We start from the raw sequence: 18,049 nt of genomic DNA, 5'->3' as shown, positions 1-18,049 counted from the left end.
TTTCGGTGCTGATATTAAAGTGCCTTGTCCCTATGTTTATTCCTGAATACTCCAATTCATTTCGGTGAATTTCCCCTGCGCGTCATTTAATAAAAATGGATCGCGAAAAATTCCCAATTTATTTGAAATTAAATATTGCACTCATCAGCGAATGAGAATAATTTGCATATCGGGACTTAATCAGGATTGATTCTCATGTTGAATGAAAGCGCTGTACGCATCGATTCTTTGCAGAAGGACAATGCACATTATCTGCGCCGCCAAGGCCAGTTCGAATCCAATGTTCGCAGTTACCCGCGCAAGTTGCCCCTGGCCATCGCCAAGGCCCATGGCGTCTGGGTGACGGACGTGGAAGGCAAGACCTACCTCGACTGTCTGGCAGGGGCCGGGACGTTGGCATTGGGGCATAACCATCCTGACGTCATGGCCAGCATCGATTACTTCATCTCCTCGGGCATGCCCATGCACACCCTGGACCTCACCACACCGCAGAAGGACGCCTTCAGTGAAAAGCTGTTGAGCCTGCTGCCGGGGCAGGGACGCGACTATTGCCTGCAATTCTGCGGGCCGTCCGGGGCGGACGCGGTAGAGGCGGCGCTCAAGCTGGCCAAGACGTTCACCGGGCGCAGCAGCATCATCAGCTTCAGCGGCGGCTATCACGGCATGACCCACGGTGCGTTGTCGGTGACGGGTAACACCGGGCCGAAAGACGCTGTGGCGTCCTTGATGCCGGGCGTGCAATTCATGCCGTACCCCCATGAGTATCGCTGCCCGCTGGGCATCGGCGGTGAAGCCGGGATCGAAGCGCTGGGCTATTACTTCACCCAGTTCATCGAGGATGTGGAAAGTGGTGTGTCGCTGCCAGCGGCGGTGATCCTCGAGGCGGTGCAGGGTGAGGGCGGCGTCAACTGCGCCCCGCCCCAATGGTTGCGCCGTATCCGCGAGGTCACCCAGCGGCACGGTATCCTGCTGATCATCGATGAAGTTCAGGCGGGCTTTGGTCGCACCGGCAAGATGTTCGCCTTCGAGCACGCCGGGATCGAGCCGGACATCATTGTCATGTCCAAGGCGGTAGGAGGGGGATTGCCGCTGGCGGTGCTGGGCCTCAAGCGTGAGTTCGATGCGGGCAGCCGGGCGCTCACACGGGGACATTCCGGGGCAACCAGATGGCCATGGCCACGGGGTTGGCGACGCTCAACGCCTTGCAGCAACAGGACCTGCCAGCCCAGGCCGCACGTCGTGGCGCCTGGCTCAAGACTCGACTGGTGGAGCTGCAGCAACGTTATCCGGCCCTCGGCCAGGTGCGAGGGCGTGGGCTGATGCTGGGCATCGAGATCGTCGATGAGCGCCAGGCCCCCGACCGCCTGAACAGCTACCCGGGCGACCCCATCCTCGCCGTCGCCATTCAGAAACACTGCTTCGACCACGGACTGTTGCTGGAGCGAGGGGGGCGCCAGGGCAACGTGATCCGGTTGTTGCCGCCGTTAATCATCGACGATGAGCAATGTGCCCTGGCAATGGAACGATTTGAACAAGCGTTGCAGGCTGCACTTTCGCAAGAGCGCCATTAAACAACCACTCGATATATACGTGGCTATATCAGTCATATCAGTCACTGGTTAAACAGCATTAAACAAATTTCCCAGAGTTGGGAAGGCGGGCACCTATTGTCTTGTCGCTGAACACAAAGCGAACTTGCCCAGACATGAAGTCATCCGTAACCCGCAGGTTACGAGGAGCAACTATGCAATATCCCGATCGTACTGCTTTATCCCACCGCGTCAGCGAATTGGCGAGCACTCGCGCCTTGCTCAATTGTTTGATCAAGGAGTTCGCGCTGCCGGAAAACTGCCTGGATTATCACTGGCCCCAGGATATGCGCGGCATTGCACCTGGAAGTTATCTGGAAGGGCTGCAATCGAAGGGGATTCCCCTGACCATCAGCCTGCCCAACGGTCAACAGTTCTTCGTGCTGGTGGATCGTCGCGATCGTCTTGGCAGCCATCGCTACCTGTCTGACGTGTATGCGCGTCAGGGCGATACGTCGTGGAGCAACCTGGCGTTCCCCGAGTTCGTCGCGCAACTGCTCGGCGCCTGTGAGCACATGACCCGCGCCAGCAACGAGGAGTTGCTCGAACAGGTGCTGCAAAGCCAGTCCCTGACCGCCGCCATCGTCGCCCACAACATCGACGGTAATGGTCCGGCGCCACTGAGCAACTACCTGGCCAGCGAGCAGGGGCTGTGGTTTGGTCATCCGAATCATCCGGCGCCCAAGGCGCGGCTCTGGCCAGCCCACCTGGCCCAGGAAACCTACGCTCCCGAGTTCCAGGCCCGGACAGCGTTGCACCTGTACGAGGTCCCGCGCGAAGGACTGCGGATCTCCGCCAACGGGCTGACCGAAGAGCAAGTGCTGGCCGGATTTGCCGATCAGAGCCGTGCCCGGCCGGACCGGGCGATCATCTGCCTGCACCCGGTCCAGGCACAGCTGTTCGTACAGGACCGGCGGGTGCAACAGCAACTGGAACTGGGCGAGCTGCGGGACCTGGGCACCACTGGCGCGCTGGCCAGCCCGACGGCCTCCATGCGCACCTGGTACATCGAAGGGCATGACTATTTCATCAAGGGCTCGTTGAACGTGCGCATCACCAACTGTGTGCGCAAGAACGCCTGGTATGAGCTGGAAAGCACCCTGATTATCGACCAGTTGTTCCAGCGCTTGCAGCAGACCCAGCCGCAAACCCTGGGTGGCCTGTCCACCGTGGCCGAGCCGGGTTCGTTGAGCTGGGCGCCCAAGCATGCGAGCGAAGCCGACAGCCACTGGTTCCGCGAGCAGACCGGCGCGATCCTGCGCGAGAACTTCTGCCGTCGCGGCGGCGCGGACGTGAGCATCATGGCCGGTACGCTGTTTGCTCGGGATATTCATTCCCAGCCGCTGGTCCATGAATTCCTGCAAGGTTTCAACGGCCGGACATTGGATGACGGGCAATTGCTCGACTGGTTCGACCGCTACCAGGCGCTGCTGCTGCGTCCCGTGCTGGCGTTGTTTTTCAACCACGGCGTCGTGATGGAACCCCATCTGCAGAACAGCGTGCTGATTCACGACGACGGCCAGCCACAGCAACTGCTGCTGCGGGACTTCGAAGGGGTCAAGCTGACCGAGGAACTGGGCATGTCCGGCATTGACGTCGGCCTGCATCCCCGGGTGCGCCAGTCGCTGGTCTACAGCCGTGAGCAGGGCTGGAGTCGCATCAGTTATTGCCTGCTGATCAACAATCTGTCGGAAGCGGTGCTGGCCCTGAGCTGGGAGCGTCCGCACCTGGCCCCGTTGATGTGGGAACGGGTGGCGCGTCAACTGCGCAGCATTCGTCAGGAACTGGTACGGCCGGCGCCGGAACTGGACGCGTTGATCGCCGGCGAATCGATTTCCTGCAAAACCAATCTGAAGGTGCGCCTGGCCGCCAAGGCCGATCGTCAGGCCGGTTACGTCAGCCTGCGTTCGCCCTGGGGCGAGGAGGTGCGTTATGCGTGATCTGCCTGAAGCAGTGATGGCCGCCATTGATGCGGCCCGACGCACCAGCGAAGACCCACTGGCGCTGTTTGTCTATGACCTTGAGGCGCTGACCCGTCATGTCAGCGACGTCATGGCCGCGTTGCCCGCCGGTGTGGAGCTGTATTACGCGATCAAGGCCAACAGCGAAGCGCCGATGCTCGCGGCCCTGGCCCCCCTGGTCAGTGGATTCGAAATTTCCTCGGGCGGTGAGATCGAGCGGGTCGTGGCATGCCCGACGCGTAAGCCCTACGTGTTCTCCGGGCCGGGCAAACTCGATTCGGATCTGCGTGCCGCCCTGGAGAACCGGGTCGAGGCGATCCATTTGGAAAGCCTCAATGAAATCGACCGCCTGCAACGTCTTGCGCAACAGGCCGGTCGCGTCCAACCGGTGTTCATCCGCATCAACCCGCAGTTGCCGTCGACCCTGTCGAGCAAACTGGCGATGGCCGGCACCGCGACGCCCTTTGGCATCGACGAAGCGGAACTGCCGGAAGCCGTGCGAAGGGTGCAAGCGTTCAGTCACCTGAGCCTCAAAGGCTTCCATGTGCATGCGATGTCCCATCAGAACTCGGTGGAACGTCACGAGCAGTTGTTGGATTTCTACCTGCACCGCTGGACCGAATGGAAGGCGTTGGCGACCGGGGATGAGCAGCCGACCCACCTGAACGTCGGCGGCGGCATTGGTGTCGACTACCTGAGCGGGCAGCGCTTCGATTGGCAGCGTCTGTGCCGGCACCTGGGCAAGTCCCTGGCGCAGCATGAGCAGCCACCGGTGGTGCGCTTCGAGCCCGGCCGCTTCATCAGCGCATTCTGTGGTTACTACGTGATCGAAGTGCTGGACACCAAGACCAGCCATGGCGAGCACTTCCTGGTCTGTCGGGGGGGGACCCACCAGTTCCGTCTGCCGGCGGCCCAGAGTCACGATCATCCGGTCATTCACCTGCCACGTCGGCGCAAGCCGCAGCCGGACACCGCGCAGGCCTGGACCGTGGTCGGCCAGCTGTGCACGCCCAAGGATGTACTGAGTCGCGGCCGCCAGTTGCAAGGGGCCGAGGTGGGGGACCTGTTGGTACTGCCCATGGCCGGTGCCTATGGCTACAACATCTCCCACGCGGACTTCCTGTGTCATCCGCGTCCGCTGCAACAGTTTGTCGGCGCCACTGCGACTGGAGCGCGGTTGTGACGGTGCCGCGTCACTGGGTGGTGATCAACGTCATGCTGGGCACCCTCACGGTCAGCCTCAACAACAGCTCGCTCAACCCGGCGTTACCGGCGTTCATGGCGGCGTTCGCCATCGGACCACTGATGGCGACCTGGATCGTCGCGGGTTTCATGACCGCCATGGGCATGACCATGCCGCTGACCAGCTTCCTGAGCCAGCGCCTCGGCCGCAAGCGCTTGTACTTGTGGGGCGTGGCGCTGTTCATCGGCGGTTCGCTGATGGGCGCGGTGGCTGACTCGATAGTGCTGGTGATTGCGGCGCGGGTGGTCCAGGGGATCGCCAGCGGGCTGATGATCCCGTTGTCCCTGGCAATCATTTTCTCGGTGTATGCCAAGGACGAGCGGGGGCGGGTCACGGGGCTGTGGAGTGCCGTGGTGATGCTCGCCCCGGCGGTGGGGCCATTGTGCGGCAGCCTGCTGCTGGAGTGGTTCAGCTGGCGCTCGCTGTTCCTGATGAACGTGCCCATCGGGCTGGTGGCGCTGATCCTGGGATTGGGCGTGTTGCCGGCTTCCGAACCGCCGGAGCGCAAGCCGTTCGATTTCGCCGGGTATCTGCTGATCGCCTCGGGCATTGGCTTGCTGATGGTCGCCACCAGTCGCCTGCACCACGCCGACGGCCTGCTGGATCCGCTCAACCTGGCAATGCTGACGGCCGGCGCGTTGTGCCTGATCGCCTTCGTGCGCGTCGAGCTGAGCCGTTCGGAGCCGCTGCTCAACCTGCGGATCTTCAACCTGCGCGGCTACCGCCTGAGCGTGATCATCGCCGTGGTGCAATCGGTGGGCATGTTCGAGTGCCTGGTGCTGGTGCCGCTCCTGGTGCAGATGGTGCTGGGCTACAGCGCGATCTGGACCGGGTTTGCCCTGCTGTGCACCGCCGGATTCGCCAGCCTGTTCGGCCAGATGGGCGGCAAGCTGCTCGACCGGCATGGGCCACGGGCCGTGGTGTCGGTGGGCATGTTGCTGACCGGCGCCTCGACCCTGGCCCTGGGCATGCTCGGCCCGCAGGCCACCCTCGCCACGGTGTTCGTCTTGATGATGGCGCGTGGTGCCGGGCTGGGGCTTTCCTACATGCCGGTGACCACCGCCGGGCTCAACGCCTTGCCGGAGCCGATGGTCACCCAGGGCGCGGCGATGAACAACATCTCCCGGCGCCTCGTGTCGTCGCTGGCCATCGTGATCGCCTCGCTCTGGCTGGAAATGCGCCTGGGCGCCGAAGCGGGTTCTGCGCTGCGAACCTCGGGTGCTGTCAGCGAAGTGTTTATCGCCACCGGCGTGCTGATCCTGTTGGCCTTGCCCTGCGCCTGGCGCTTCCCCATGCCGGAACGGACGGCCCCGGCGCCATCCGCGGCCCTCGAACAACGTTAATCGATAAGGAATTCCCATGACGATTTTTGAACAAGCCCCGCAGTCCACCGCCCCAGGCGCCTGGCTGGCGGGCACCGATGCCGATGTCCGGATAAAAGTCCAACAGCGGGTGGTCGGTCAACTGCTGCAAACCCTGCTGTACGAAGACGTGCTGGCGTATCAGTGCCAGGCGCTTGCGAACGGCCGGTATCGTTTCATCGTGCAGGGCACCGATGCCGCGCAACAACCGGTGCAATACCACTGCAACGGCCTGCGTAGCAGCAGTTTCGAGCTGATCCGCCTGGATCACGCCAGCCTTGAGCGCGTCGATGCCGCAGGCCAATCCCAGGCGCCGGACCTGCACCAGGCCCTGGCGGAACTGCTCGGCGAATTCGAAGGCAGCGCCCACCTGCCACGTTTTATCCAGGAACTGGAACAGACCCAGCTCAAGGATCTGCAATCCCGCAGCCAAGGCTACCGTGTACCGCGCGCGCCCCATCGGCTGGATGTGGATGCGCTGGAACAGCACTTCATGGACGCCCACAGCTACCACCCGTGCTACAAATCGCGGATCGGTTTCTCCCTGCACGACAACACCCGCTACGGACCGGAGTTCGCCAGCCCCATCGCGATTGTCTGGCTGGCCGTGGCCAAGTCCTGCGGGGCGATGAACCATTCCGGCAAGATGGATTTCGACGCGTTCATCCGCCAGGAAGCAGGGGAGACGCGCCTGCAACAGCTGGCCACGATCCTCGAAGGCCGCGGTCAGTCGCCGGACGCTTACTGGGTGCTTCCCGTCCATCCATGGCAGTGGGAAAACACCATTGTCCCGACGTTTTACCCCGAGCTGCTCAGCGGCGAATTGATCTACCTGGGCACCTCGCAGGAGCAGTACAAGGCCCAGCAATCGATCCGTACCCTGGCCAACGCCAGCGCGCCCGAGCGCCCCTATGTGAAGCTGGCGATGAGCATGACCAACACCTCCAGCACGCGGATTCTGGCGCGGCATACGGTGATGAACGGCCCGATCATCACCGACTGGCTGCAGCAACTGATCGCCACCGACAGCACCGCCCGTGCCCTGGATTTCGTCATCCTCGGTGAGGTGGCCGGCGTCAGCTTCAATTACGACCACCTGCCGGCCACCCGAGCGCCTCAAGCCTATGGCACCCTCGGCGCGATCTGGCGTGAAAGCATCCATGCCTATCTCAAACCCGATGAGCAAGCGGTGCCGTTCAATGGTTTGAGCCACGTGGAAAACCGCTACGGCCAGGGCGAGCAACTGCCGTTCATCGATGCCTGGATTGCCCAGTACGGTTTGCAGGCCTGGACCCAGCGGCTGCTGGAAGTCACGGTGCCGCCGATCATTCACATGCTCTACGCCGAGGGCATCGGCATGGAGTCCCATGGCCAGAACATCGTGCTGATCACCCGGGACGGTTGGCCGCAACGCATCGCTCTCAAGGACTTCCATGACGGGGTGCGTTACTCCCCGGCGCACCTGGCGCGGCCGGAAATGTGCCCGACGCTGGTACCGTTGCCCGCCAGCCATGCAAAGCTGAACCGCAACTCGTTCATCCTCACCGATGACGTCAATGCGGTGCGGGATTTCTCCTGCGACTGTTTCTTCTTCATTTGCCTGGCGGAAATGGCGATTTTCCTGCGCCAGCACTATCAGCTGGATGAGACCCGCTTCTGGCAGATGACCGCCGACGTCATCACGGCTTACCAGGCTGCGCACCCGCAACACCGCGAGCGCTTCGGACTGTTCGACGTGTTCGCACCGTCCTATGAAGTGGAAGAGCTGACCAAGCGTCGCCTGCTGGGGGACGGGGAGCGGCGCTTCAAGTCGGTGCCCAATCCACTGCACGCCTTCAGGCCGCAGACATGCTGAGAACCAATCAACTGAAACTCAAGCTCGGTGCGGGACAGGCCGCCTATGGCCTGATCAGTTCGATTCCGTCGGCCATGGCAATCGAGTTGATCGCCGAGGCGGGCTACGACTTCGTGATCATCGACATGGAGCATGTGCTGATCAACCCGGAAACTGTGGAGCACATGATCCGCATGGCCGAAGCCTACGCCATCACACCCTTGGTGCGGGTGGCGGACCTGAATCCGAAAACCCTGCTACGTCTGCTCGATGGCGGCGCCCAGGGCGTCGTGTTGCCGATGATTGAAAGCCCGGCACAACTGGCCGATGCGATTGCCGCATGCAAGTACCAGCCGTTGGGGCGGCGCAGCCTGAATGCCGGGCGCCCCGGTTCGTTTGGCAAACACAGCCTGGCCGAGTACGTGGGACTGGCCAACGCGCAAATCATGGTGGTGGCGATGATTGAAAGCGCCGAAGGCGTACGGCGTGCGGCGGACATCGCGGCGGTGCCCGGCCTGGACATGATCCTCGAAGGCGCGGCGGACCTGTCCCAGTCTCTTGGCACGCCCTGGCAGATCAACACGTCGGCGGTACAACAGGCGCTGCTGGACACCTGGCAGGCGGCCCGCGATGCCGGCATTCCCTATTGCGCCATTCCCCGCCAACCCGACGACCACGCCCGCTGGCGTGCCCGAGGGGTGAACACCTTTGTACTGGGCGACGAGCGCGGCATCGCGTTTCGCGCCCTTCAGGGCCGCCTGGCCACACTTTCTTCAGAAGGACATGAATCAAGATGACTCGCCTGACCTCACAAGCCCTGGCCCAAGCCGCCGATATCGTCATGCAGGATCTGGTGGATTGCTTGCTGGCCGAACATTTCTTCGGCAGCGAGCCCTTGCCCCTGGTACGCATCGGCGACTGGCAGCAGGCCCACCCGACAGCGCCGACGCTCGCCGGGCTGACCCCGCAGCAGCGTATCTGGGATTGGTGCTACGACCCGACCGAACAGCGCTTCATCAGCGTTGCCCTGCGTGCGGGCATCACCCAGCAGTGGGAAAAAGTGCCGGGCACAGCGGTGCTGGCGCGGCAGGAGGAACAATGGACCGTGCTCTCCCCGGAAGACTTCATGAAGCGGGTGTTCAGCGCGATGGCCGAGCGCTTCAAGGACAACGATAAAGGGCTGGCGCTGTTTCTCGATGTGCTGCGCACCAGCGTCAAGCAGACGGCGTTGTCTCTGTCCCATACGGTGGATGACCGTGAGTTGATGGCCCAGGATCCGGCGACGTTTTTCCGCACCATGGAACAATGGGCCTCGCTGCGCGATCGTCCCTATCACCCATTGGCCAAAGCCAAGCAAGGGCTCGACGACGAGGAATACCTGCGCTACCAGGCCGAATTCGCCCGCCCGGTGGCCTTGAACTGGGTGGCGGTGGACCGCACGCTTCTGCAATGCGGTGGAGGCGTGGGGGACCTGGCGCAGTGTTATCCGGCACGTTATCTGTTGCCTGAGCCTATGCAGGCCCGACTCGCCGGAGAAATGCAGGCAAGGGGCCTGGCCGACAGCCACATTGCGCTGCCGGTCCACCCATGGCAGTGGGAACATGTGCTCGACAAACAGTTGGGTGAGGTATTCGCCAAGGGTGACTGCCAGCGCTTGAGCTTCAACGAGGGCGATTTCTTCGCCACCTCGTCGCTGCGCTCCATGACGCCATGCTTCGACGGCGCCGACTACCTCAAGCTGCCGATGGCCATTCACTCCTTGGGCGCGTCGCGCTATCTGCCGGCGGTGAAGATGATCAATGGCGGCCTGAGCGAAGCCTTGCTCCACGAGGTCCTGGACAAAGACGCGACCCTGCGTCAGTCCTTGCACCTGTGCGACGAGGGCAAGTGGTGGGCGTTCATGCCACCCGAGGCCACGTTGTTCGACGAGGCGCCGAGGCACCTGTCGGCCATGGTTCGGGGTTACCCGAGCGCGTTGCTCAGCGATGCCGACACCCGCCTGCTGCCCATGGCCGCCCTGGGCACGCCGCTGCCGGGCAGCAACCGCCACTTCTTCGACGACTGGATGCGGTATCGCAACCTGCCGGCGGACGCCGAGTCGGTCATGACCCTGTTCCGCGAACTGGCCCGCAGCTTCTTCGACATCAACTTGCGCATGTTTCGCCTCGGCATGCTGGGGGAAGTCCACGGCCAGAACGCGGTGCTGGTGTGGAAGGACGGCCATGCCGAAGGCCTGCTGCTGCGCGACCACGATTCGCTGCGGATCTTCGTGCCGTGGCTGGAGCGCAACGGCATGGCGGACCCGGTGTACCGCATCAAGAAAGGCCACGCCAATACGCTGTACCACGAGCGTCCTGAAGACCTGTTGTTCTGGCTGCAGACCCTGGGCATCCAGGTCAACATGCGGGCGATCATGGACACCCTGGCGCAGGTCTACTCAATGCCGGTGAATGGTTTGTGGCAGGCCTTGCGGGACGTGTTGGACGAGTTGATCGAGACCATCGACTTCGACGCCGAGGCCCGGGCGATGCTCAAGGCGCAGTTGTTCGACTCGCCAAACTGGCCGCAGAAGCTGTTGCTCACGCCCATGATCGAGCGGGCCGGTGGGCCGGGCAGCATGCCGTTCGGCAAGGGCGAGGTGGTCAACCCGTTCCGCCGGCTGTCGCTGGAGGCCTGAGGGCATGGCGGTCACTCGAGGGCTCGGGATCGAACCGGCATTCACCGATGCGGCCCGCCGGTTTACGGCTGGCGAGTGGGCGGTGCTCAGCGGCCCCTTGCGGTTGAAACCGGCAGGGGAACGCGATTCGTCGCGTTCCCTGGCGGCCCATGAACTGTTGAATGGCGGTGTGTGCCTGCGGCTGTTGGACGAGCTGACGCCGGTCCTTGGCTCACCGTCCCGGGCAATCACCGCCTCGCTGTTGAGCAAGCGAATGTCGTTCCTCATCACCAACACCTGCCTGTATGCGCTGTCGGCATGCGACAAGGGGCTGCTGATGTCCTTGGACAACAGCGTCATCGAATACGGTCACGACGAGGGACGCTGGACCTCGTCGATGCCATTGCTGGACCTGGAGCCCTGGACCTATGCCGCCGGCGAGCGGCAGGCCTGGCGTGAAGCGGTGGTCGGCAGCCTGTTCGCCGGGTTGCTCAAGCCATTGTGGGATCGGTTCGCCCAGGTCAGCGGCATCTCCCGACGCATCCTCTGGGAAAACACGGCGGTGCGGGTCTATTCGCTGTATGAAAAACGCATGGACAGCCTGCAGGATCCGTCCGCGCGCCGGCGCATCGACGCCGACTTCGACTGGCTGCTGAACCAGGCCGATCCTGGGTTGTTCGGCCTGGATTACAACCCGTTGCAGCATTTTCGTCGCGCCCCCATGCCCCTTGCCGATGGAGGCTGTCGGCGATTGCGGCGCACGTGCTGTTTCTATTACCAAGCGAGCAACCCGGTCGAATACTGTTCGGCCTGCCCGTTGCTGCGCAAGAGAACAAGACATGAATGATTCAATCGCACCAGCGGAGCTCACTGACTCGCTGTTGGCACAGTACCGGGGAATCGCTTCGTCCACCCTGGGGCACTTCACCGACAGCGGTTACCTGCGGGGTATTCGCCCGCTGTTCGATAACTTGCGCATGCTCGGCAGGGTGGTCACGGTCAGGCTCTTCACACCCGACGGCAGTGTCTTGCGCGAAGCCTTGCTGTTGAGCGAGCCGGGGGATGTGCTGGTGGTGGAATGCGTGGGTGACCCCGATTGCGCTTGCTGGGGAGAATTGCGCACCCTGGCCGGACTGATCAAAGGCCTGGCCGGCGTCGTGGTGTGCGGCGCGGTGACCGATGTGGCCGCCCTGCGGGCCCATCGCCTGCCGGTGTTCAGTCGCAGTGTCAGCGCTTTCACGACCCGTAGCCTTGGGCTCGGCGGCGAAGTCAATCAGCCGATCCGGGTGTCGGGTGTCACTGTGCATCCGGGGGACATTGCCATCGGCGATGATGACGGCGTGTTCATCCTCGGGGTGCGACAGGCCACCGATCTGCTGCCCAAGCTGCTGGCGAAAGAGCAGGCGGATCGGCAGAAAAGAACCGAGTTCCTGCACCGGATCCGGCGCTGAGGCTGAGCCTCAGGCGTCGCGGAACAAATCGTGGGCGTCCAGCAGGCGCCAGGCGATTTCCGGGCGCTTTTCCAGCCCGCGGCGAATGGCGGCCGGGATCGATTGGCGAATCTTGCGGCAGAGACCGGGTTGTTCCTGGAACTCGATGGCGATACCGCGCATGGTCCGGACTTCGTTGTAGCCCGGCTCGATGGTCAGGCGGATGCCCAGGTTTTCGTAAAGCCGCTGTTGCAACCGTTCGAGCTCGGCCAGGTCCTGGATGTTTTCCAGCCGCTCGAGCAAGCGCTTTTCTTCCTGGCGATTCAGGCAAAGGATGCGCAGATCGCTGCCCGCCGTTTCCAGCAAGGCATCGCGCCCGCAATCGCAGACGCCAGGCGGGCAGGGGGGGCGGATCGGAATCGACGCGGTCATGGGCTCCACAAGTTTGCGCTACGACAAAGCCGCCCTTTGGTCATCGGCGGCCCAGGCAATGTGATGCCTGGCGATACTGGGGTCAACCCTGCCATATGCCCGCCGGTCTGTCACCTGGCCTGGCCCGCTCGTCTGTTTATCCGCCGATTCGATCAAATTTTTCCAGAGCCAGCCCCCTCAAGAGAGACAAGTACGTTTCGGTCCGCTCCCACAGCGACGACTGTGGCAGGCATAAGGAGAACCTGATCGATGCAAGTGAACCTGTCGACATTACCAATGCTGGAAGCGCTGCTGATGGCCCGCGGACCGGGCGGGCAAGAAGACGAAGTCCGGCAAATCTGCCTGCGGGAACTGGAGCCCCATTGCGACAAGACCTGGGTCGACCCGGCCGGAAACGTCATCGGATTGATCGAGGGTACCGCCAGCGGTAGCGGCCGCCAAACGCCGGTCAGGGTCATGGCGCATCTGGACGAAATCGCCATGCTGGTCAAACGCGTCGAACCCGATGGAACACTGCGGGTGGTGGCCTTGGGAGGTGCCAACCCGATCAACTTCGGCGTGTGCCCGGTGGACATCCTGGGCGATCGGGATTTCATCCCGGGTGTGTTGTCGTTCGGCTCCATGCACAGCACGGCCGAAACCCATCAGGGGGCGGATGTCCTGTCCGGGAATGTGCACTGGGAAGATGTCCACGTGATCACCCGTTGCTCCCGGGAACAATTGCACCGCCACGGTGTGCGCCCCGGCACGCGGGTAGTGCTGAGCCAGCACTGGCGCCGGCCGTTTCGGGTGGGCGATGCCATTGCCGCGCATTTTCTCGACGACCGTGCGCCGATGGTCGCGACCCTGCAGGCCGCCGCGCTGTTGGCCGAACGCCGGTCAGAGCTGGTCGGTGGGGTGTATTTCGTGTTCACCACCCAGGAAGAAGAGTCCAACGCCGGAGCGCTATACGCCGCCGCCCACTTACCGGGCGAGGTGACCGTAGCAGTTGAGGTCGGGCCGGTGGTTCAGGAGTACGGAACCCGACTGAGCGTCAACCCGATCATCAACACGGGGGACGAAAAAGGCTGCTACAGCCGTTGGATTGTCGACCAGCTGTACCGTGCCGGCGAACGCTGCGGCCTGGCGCCGCAATTTGCATTGCTTGTGGACTTTGCCAGTGATGCCAGCGCCGTCATGGGCAGCGGCGTGTCGGCCATGGGAGGTTGTATCGCGATACCCACGGAAAACACCCATGGGTATGAGCTGATCCTGGAAGGCAGCATTGAAGCCTGCGCGGGGACGTTGCTGGAGTTCCTGCTCAATCGATGAGGCCCTGCGGCCAGTGACCCCTATTGTTGGAGCAGGCTTGCTCGCGAAAGCGGTAGATCAGTGATGATCCTGTCGACTGACACACCGCCTTCGCGAGCAAGCCCGCTCCCACATGGGACCAAGGTGCCTGCAAGTTTCGAGTCTCACCGAGCTTCCCTGTGGGAGCGAGCCTGCTCGCGATGACGGCGGCACCTTCAACACTGGAGCAAACAGACCCACCGCTATCGCGAGCAGGCTCGCTCCCACAATTGGCCCACGGTGCAGCAGGATTTGAGTCCCACCGCAGGTTCTCTGTGGGAGCGAGCCTGCTCGCGATGACGGTGGCACCTTCAACACTGGAGCGGGCAGACCCACCGCTATCGCGAGCAGGCTCGCTCCCACAATGGGCCAAGGTGCCAGCAAGTTTCGAGTCTCACCGCAGATTCTCTGTGGGAGCGAGCCTGCTCGCGATGACGGCGGCACCTTCAACACCGGAGCAAGCAGACCCACCGCTATCGCGAGCAGGCTCGCTCCCACATTGAGCTCAGGTATTGGCAGGTGTTGTGTCTACAACCCCAGTTCGGACAACCCGGGGTGATCATCCGGTCGGCGGCCCAGGGGCCAGTGGTATTTGCGTTCGCTTTCCTGGATCGGCAGGTCGTTGATGCAGGCGTAGCGGTTGCACATCAGGCCTTGTTCATCGAACTCCCAGTTCTCATTCCCATAGGAGCGGAACCAGTTGCCCGAATCGTCGTGCCATTCGTAGGCATAACGCACGGCGATGCGGTTGTCGGTGAATGCCCAGAGTTCCTTGATCAGCCGATAATCCAGTTCCTTGGCCCATTTTCGGGTCAGGAAGGCTTTCGCTTCTTCACGGTTATGGACGAATTCGGCGCGGTTGCGCCATTGGGTGTCCAGGGTGTAGGCCAGGGACACTCGCTGTGGGTCACGAGAGTTCCAGCCGTCCTCGGCCAGGCGAACTTTCTCGATGGCCGATTCACGGGTGAAGGGCGGCAACGGCGGACGAACTTCAGCAGGGGAAGACATGGCAATTCTCCAGCGAGTGATGAATCAAGTTTCATGACTTTCGATGAGGCAGGCTGTCTACTTTTTTTCAACCAACAACACTCTCAACATGTCCTGGGCGTGATCGGCGGCACTGTGATCGCCCATGACCAGTGCGACAGTAATGGCCCCATCGATCAGAATCAGCAGTTGTCGGGCCAGGGCTTCGGGATTTTCGGCGCCTTGTTCAACGCACAACCGGGTGACGTAATCGAGCAACTTCTGCTTGTGCAACTTCGCCAATTGGCGAACCGGGTCCTGTGGGTCTCCGGTTTCACCGCTGGTATTGATGAACGCGCAGCCTCTGAAGCCGTCGCTGTCAAACCAGCCCTTGAGCACGGTGAACAGGTTGTACAGCCGTGCAGCCGGGGTAGGGGCCTTGTCGACCTCGGTGCTGAACCAATGCATCCAGCGCTCGTCCCTTCGCGCGAGGGCGGCCAGGATCAGCTCGTCCTTGTTGGCGAAATAGCGGTAGATGCTTTTCCTGGAGACGCCGGCGGTTTTCACCAGAAGATCCATGCCGGTGGCGGCAATGCCACTTTTATAGATCAACTTTTCGGCGACATCGAGGATGATGTCTCGTGTGTCGTTACTGATGATTTCGTTCATGGCGAATACAGTGGAACGATCGTTCTTCTTGGTCAAATGTTTTTTCCTGTGGTTGCCCTTTTTGAAGCATGGCTTGCTGGCGATGGGGCTCCGCCATCGTGATCGCGAGCAAGCTGTGCTCCCTCAGAGTCCCAAACCCATCCGCCATGGTGTAAGCTCAGCGGCTCTTCGGAATCGACCTTTTGCGAGCCCTATGCCGTCGCTTTTCAAACGCTCCCTGCTGCCCAAGCTGCGCAGCTTTGCACTGACCGCCGATGCCGTGACCATCCTCGATGGCGCAGCCGAGTTCCGCCGTTGCCTGCTGGAGAAAATCGCCCAGGCCACCCAGCGCATCTACATCGTCGCCCTGTATCTGCAACAGGACGAAGCCGGCCAGGAAATCCTCGATGCCTTGCATGCCGCCAAAGCGGCGCGTCCGGAACTGGACGTGGTCGTGGTGGTGGACTGGTTGCGAGCCCAACGCGGGCTGATCGGCGCCAAGAAGCAGCCGGGCAACTCGGCGTGGTACCAGGAGCAGACGCGCATCCATGCCAGCGAAGTGCCGATCTACGGTGTGCCGGTGCAGACCCGTGAACTGTTCGGGGTGCTGCATTTGAAAGGTTTCGTGATCGACGATTGCGTGCTCTACAGCGGCGCGAGCCTGAACAACGTCTACCTGCACAAGTTCGACAAGTACCGCTACGACCGCTATCACCTGCTGCAGAACACGGCGCTGGCCGATTCGATGCATCACCTGGTGCAGCACGGCCTGATCACCTCCAAGGCGGTGCATCGCCTGGACCTGCCGAACCTGCCCAGCACCCGCAGTTTGCGCAAGGACATTGGCGACCTGCGCAGTCGACTCAAGTACGCGGCCTATGACACCACGGCCGGTAGCCTCGACAAGAGTGGTCTGTCGGTCAGCCCGTTGCTGGGCGTCGGCAAGAACAATCCGTTGAGTCGGGTCATCGGCGAACTGATCGCCAGCAGCCGCCAGCAACTGACCATTTGTACGCCTTACTTCAACCTGCCCCTGGCGGTGACCCGGGAGCTCAACCGCGCCCTGGCCCGTGGGGTCAAGATCGATATCATCGTCGGCGACAAGACCGCCAACGACTTCTTCATCCCGCCGAGCGAGCCGTTCAAGATCATCGCCGCGCTGCCTTACCTGTATGAAATCAGCCTGCGTCGCTTCGCCAAGCGGCATCAGCGCTACATCGACAGCGGTCAGTTGAACCTGCACCTGTGGCGTGACGGCGACAACAGCTATCACCTCAAGGGCATGTGGGTCGACGAGCGCTACACGCTGCTGACCGGTAACAACCTGAATCCGCGGGCCTTTCGCCTGGACCTGGAAAACGCCTTGTTGCTGGATGACCCCAAGGGGGAGTTGCTGGAACCGCGTCAGGCCGAGCTCGAGCAGATCTACCGGCATACCCGCAGAATCGAACGCTACCTGGACCTGGAAGCGTTGCCGGACTACCCGGCGGCGGTGGCCAAGTTCCTGAAACGGGTCAGCCGGGTGCGGATCGAGCGGCTGCTTTACCGGATCCTGTGAACACCGGCGCCATGGCCGAAAAAGACACCATCTCCATCCAGCTGGTGCGTGAGGCGCTGCTGCAAAGCTGCGCCCCAGGCCCTGCCACCGATGAAGTGCTGAGCAAGGTCGGCATTGCTCCCGCGTGGCTCGAAAATCCTCAGGCGCGGGTGCCGGCCGCTGCCTATGCGCGGCTCTGGCGTTTGCTCGCAAGGCGCCTGGACGATGAGTTCTTCGGCATGGACCCGCGCAAGCTCAAGTCCGGCAGCCTGGCGTTCTTGTGCCAGTGCGCCATGGCGCAGCCAACCCTGGCGGCCGGCCTGACGGCGGGGCTGGGGTTCCTGTCGTTGATGCTTGAGCAGTTGCCGGCCCAGTGGGTCCGCCAGCAGAGCCTGGCGGAAATCGTCTTGCTGGAAGACGATCAGGAGCCACGTCGGGCCTTTACCTACTTCACCTATTGGATGATCGTCCATGGCGTGGCCTGCTGGCTGGCTGGACGGCGCATTCCCATTCTGTCCGTCGAGCTGCGCTGCCCGGCGCCGGACTTCTGCGACGACTACCGGGTGATGTTTTCCCAGAACCTGCGCTTCGACCGCCCCCGTACCCGGATGATCTTCGCCGCCGAGTACCTGGACCTGCCTATCCGCCGCAGTGTCGAAGAACTCAAGCGTTTCCTGGCCCGGGCACCGGCCAATATCCTGGTCAAATACCGCGACCCGCAGAGCCTTGCCAGCCGGATCCGGCACGACCTGCGCCAGTTGCCGGCCGAGCAATGGCCGGAAACCGAAGCCCTGGCCCAGCAGTTGTGCGTGTCGGCGTCGACCCTGCGCCGGCGCCTGGCGGAAGAAGGGCAGACCTATCAGGGACTCAAGGACAGCGTGCGCAAGGAGCTGGCGATCACCTGGCTCGCCGAACCCTCCATCAGTTTCGTCGACATCGCTTCGCGCCTGGGTTTCGCCGATGCCAGCTCGTTCTACAAGGCATTCCGCAAGTGGTCCGGGTCCAATCCGGGGCATTATCGCAGCTTGATTCTCAACGACCCCCGCTGACTCATCGGGCCCCG

At 62.5% G+C, this 18,049-nt stretch carries 14 protein-coding genes and 1 pseudogene; 12 read left to right on the top strand and 3 right to left on the bottom strand.

The window, feature by feature from the left end:
• Positions 1-195 precede the first annotated feature (195 nt).
• The 9 genes and pseudogenes from FGE05_RS07260 to FGE05_RS07220 all read left to right on the top strand — a co-directional run bounded on the left by FGE05_RS07260 (position 196) and on the right by FGE05_RS07220 (position 12,095).
• Positions 196-1,571, top strand: a pseudogene (locus tag FGE05_RS07260) (diaminobutyrate--2-oxoglutarate transaminase).
• A gap of 173 nt (positions 1,572-1,744) precedes the next feature.
• The gene (locus FGE05_RS07255; protein ID WP_139643139.1) at positions 1,745-3,529 is read left to right on the top strand and encodes an IucA/IucC family siderophore biosynthesis protein; all 1,785 of its coding nucleotides are present in this window, start codon (positions 1,745-1,747) and stop codon (positions 3,527-3,529) included.
• On the top strand, positions 3,522-4,733 hold the full coding sequence (locus FGE05_RS07250) for a type III PLP-dependent enzyme (RefSeq protein ID WP_139643137.1): 1,212 nt from the start codon (positions 3,522-3,524) through the stop codon (positions 4,731-4,733). The genes FGE05_RS07255 and FGE05_RS07250 overlap by 8 nt, the downstream gene beginning before the upstream one ends.
• A gap of 32 nt (positions 4,734-4,765) precedes the next feature.
• Complete coding sequence (locus FGE05_RS07245; RefSeq protein ID WP_139643666.1) at positions 4,766-6,136, top strand: DHA2 family efflux MFS transporter permease subunit; 1,371 nt, start codon at positions 4,766-4,768, stop codon at positions 6,134-6,136.
• A 16-nt stretch (positions 6,137-6,152) separates the two neighbouring features.
• Positions 6,153-8,009, top strand: a complete 1,857-nt coding sequence (locus FGE05_RS07240; RefSeq protein WP_139643134.1) for an IucA/IucC family siderophore biosynthesis protein — start codon at positions 6,153-6,155, stop codon at positions 8,007-8,009.
• A complete protein-coding gene (locus FGE05_RS07235; RefSeq protein WP_139643132.1) occupies positions 8,003-8,785 on the top strand; it encodes an HpcH/HpaI aldolase/citrate lyase family protein in 783 nt (260 codons plus the stop codon). The genes FGE05_RS07240 and FGE05_RS07235 overlap by 7 nt, the downstream gene beginning before the upstream one ends.
• On the top strand, positions 8,782-10,665 hold the full coding sequence (locus FGE05_RS07230) for an IucA/IucC family siderophore biosynthesis protein (protein WP_139643129.1): 1,884 nt from the start codon (positions 8,782-8,784) through the stop codon (positions 10,663-10,665). The genes FGE05_RS07235 and FGE05_RS07230 overlap by 4 nt, the downstream gene beginning before the upstream one ends.
• 4 nt (positions 10,666-10,669) lie before the next feature.
• On the top strand, positions 10,670-11,491 hold the full coding sequence (locus FGE05_RS07225; RefSeq protein ID WP_139643126.1) for an IucA/IucC family C-terminal-domain containing protein: 822 nt from the start codon (positions 10,670-10,672) through the stop codon (positions 11,489-11,491).
• Positions 11,484-12,095, top strand: a complete 612-nt coding sequence (locus FGE05_RS07220; protein WP_139643125.1) for an RraA family protein — start codon at positions 11,484-11,486, stop codon at positions 12,093-12,095. The genes FGE05_RS07225 and FGE05_RS07220 overlap by 8 nt, the downstream gene beginning before the upstream one ends.
• A gap of 9 nt (positions 12,096-12,104) precedes the next feature.
• Here FGE05_RS07220 and FGE05_RS07215 read toward each other — a convergent pair whose 3' ends face one another.
• Positions 12,105-12,506, bottom strand: a complete 402-nt coding sequence (locus FGE05_RS07215; RefSeq protein WP_024777662.1) for a hypothetical protein — start codon at positions 12,504-12,506, stop codon at positions 12,105-12,107.
• Between the two features lie 249 nt (positions 12,507-12,755).
• Between FGE05_RS07215 and FGE05_RS07210 the strand changes: the two genes are divergently transcribed.
• Complete coding sequence (locus tag FGE05_RS07210) at positions 12,756-13,817, top strand: M42 family peptidase (protein WP_139643122.1); 1,062 nt, start codon at positions 12,756-12,758, stop codon at positions 13,815-13,817.
• Positions 13,818-14,363: 546 nt separating this feature from the next.
• Here FGE05_RS07210 and FGE05_RS07200 read toward each other — a convergent pair.
• Complete coding sequence (locus tag FGE05_RS07200) at positions 14,364-14,843, bottom strand: nuclear transport factor 2 family protein (protein WP_139643096.1); 480 nt, start codon at positions 14,841-14,843, stop codon at positions 14,364-14,366.
• A gap of 57 nt (positions 14,844-14,900) precedes the next feature.
• On the bottom strand, positions 14,901-15,470 hold the full coding sequence (locus FGE05_RS07195; RefSeq protein ID WP_139643663.1) for a TetR/AcrR family transcriptional regulator: 570 nt from the start codon (positions 15,468-15,470) through the stop codon (positions 14,901-14,903).
• Between the two features lie 193 nt (positions 15,471-15,663).
• Between FGE05_RS07195 and pssA the strand changes: the two genes are divergently transcribed.
• On the top strand, positions 15,664-17,007 hold the full coding sequence (gene pssA / locus FGE05_RS07190; RefSeq protein WP_139643093.1) for a CDP-diacylglycerol--serine O-phosphatidyltransferase: 1,344 nt from the start codon (positions 15,664-15,666) through the stop codon (positions 17,005-17,007).
• An 11-nt stretch (positions 17,008-17,018) separates the two neighbouring features.
• On the top strand, positions 17,019-18,035 hold the full coding sequence (locus FGE05_RS07185; RefSeq protein WP_139643090.1) for an AraC family transcriptional regulator: 1,017 nt from the start codon (positions 17,019-17,021) through the stop codon (positions 18,033-18,035).
• Positions 18,036-18,049: the final 14 nt, after the last annotated feature.

The sequence above is a fragment of the Pseudomonas sp. ICMP22404 genome (genome assembly GCF_006227205.1).
Lineage (GTDB): Bacteria > Pseudomonadota > Gammaproteobacteria > Pseudomonadales > Pseudomonadaceae > Aquipseudomonas.
This window is presented reverse-complemented; position numbering and strand designations above follow the sequence as displayed.

Excerpts from the sequence above, each read along its gene's own strand:
- FGE05_RS07195 (WP_139643663.1), bottom strand. The coding sequence starts at position 15,470 with ATGAACGAAATCATCAGTAACGACACACGAGACATCATCCTCGATGTC.
- FGE05_RS07240 (WP_139643134.1), top strand. The coding sequence starts at position 6,153 with ATGACGATTTTTGAACAAGCCCCGCAGTCCACCGCCCCAGGCGCCTGG.
- FGE05_RS07230 (WP_139643129.1), top strand. The coding sequence starts at position 8,782 with ATGACTCGCCTGACCTCACAAGCCCTGGCCCAAGCCGCCGATATCGTC.
- FGE05_RS07200 (WP_139643096.1), bottom strand. The coding sequence starts at position 14,843 with ATGTCTTCCCCTGCTGAAGTTCGTCCGCCGTTGCCGCCCTTCACCCGT.
- FGE05_RS07210 (WP_139643122.1), top strand. The coding sequence starts at position 12,756 with ATGCAAGTGAACCTGTCGACATTACCAATGCTGGAAGCGCTGCTGATG.
- FGE05_RS07220 (WP_139643125.1), top strand. The coding sequence starts at position 11,484 with ATGAATGATTCAATCGCACCAGCGGAGCTCACTGACTCGCTGTTGGCA.
- FGE05_RS07250 (WP_139643137.1), top strand. The coding sequence starts at position 3,522 with ATGCGTGATCTGCCTGAAGCAGTGATGGCCGCCATTGATGCGGCCCGA.
- FGE05_RS07255 (WP_139643139.1), top strand. The coding sequence starts at position 1,745 with ATGCAATATCCCGATCGTACTGCTTTATCCCACCGCGTCAGCGAATTG.
- FGE05_RS07185 (WP_139643090.1), top strand. The coding sequence starts at position 17,019 with ATGGCCGAAAAAGACACCATCTCCATCCAGCTGGTGCGTGAGGCGCTG.
- FGE05_RS07225 (WP_139643126.1), top strand. The coding sequence starts at position 10,670 with ATGGCGGTCACTCGAGGGCTCGGGATCGAACCGGCATTCACCGATGCG.
- FGE05_RS07235 (WP_139643132.1), top strand. The coding sequence starts at position 8,003 with ATGCTGAGAACCAATCAACTGAAACTCAAGCTCGGTGCGGGACAGGCC.
- FGE05_RS07245 (WP_139643666.1), top strand. The coding sequence starts at position 4,766 with ATGCTGGGCACCCTCACGGTCAGCCTCAACAACAGCTCGCTCAACCCG.
- pssA (WP_139643093.1), top strand. The coding sequence starts at position 15,664 with ATGCCGTCGCTTTTCAAACGCTCCCTGCTGCCCAAGCTGCGCAGCTTT.
- FGE05_RS07215 (WP_024777662.1), bottom strand. The coding sequence starts at position 12,506 with ATGACCGCGTCGATTCCGATCCGCCCCCCCTGCCCGCCTGGCGTCTGC.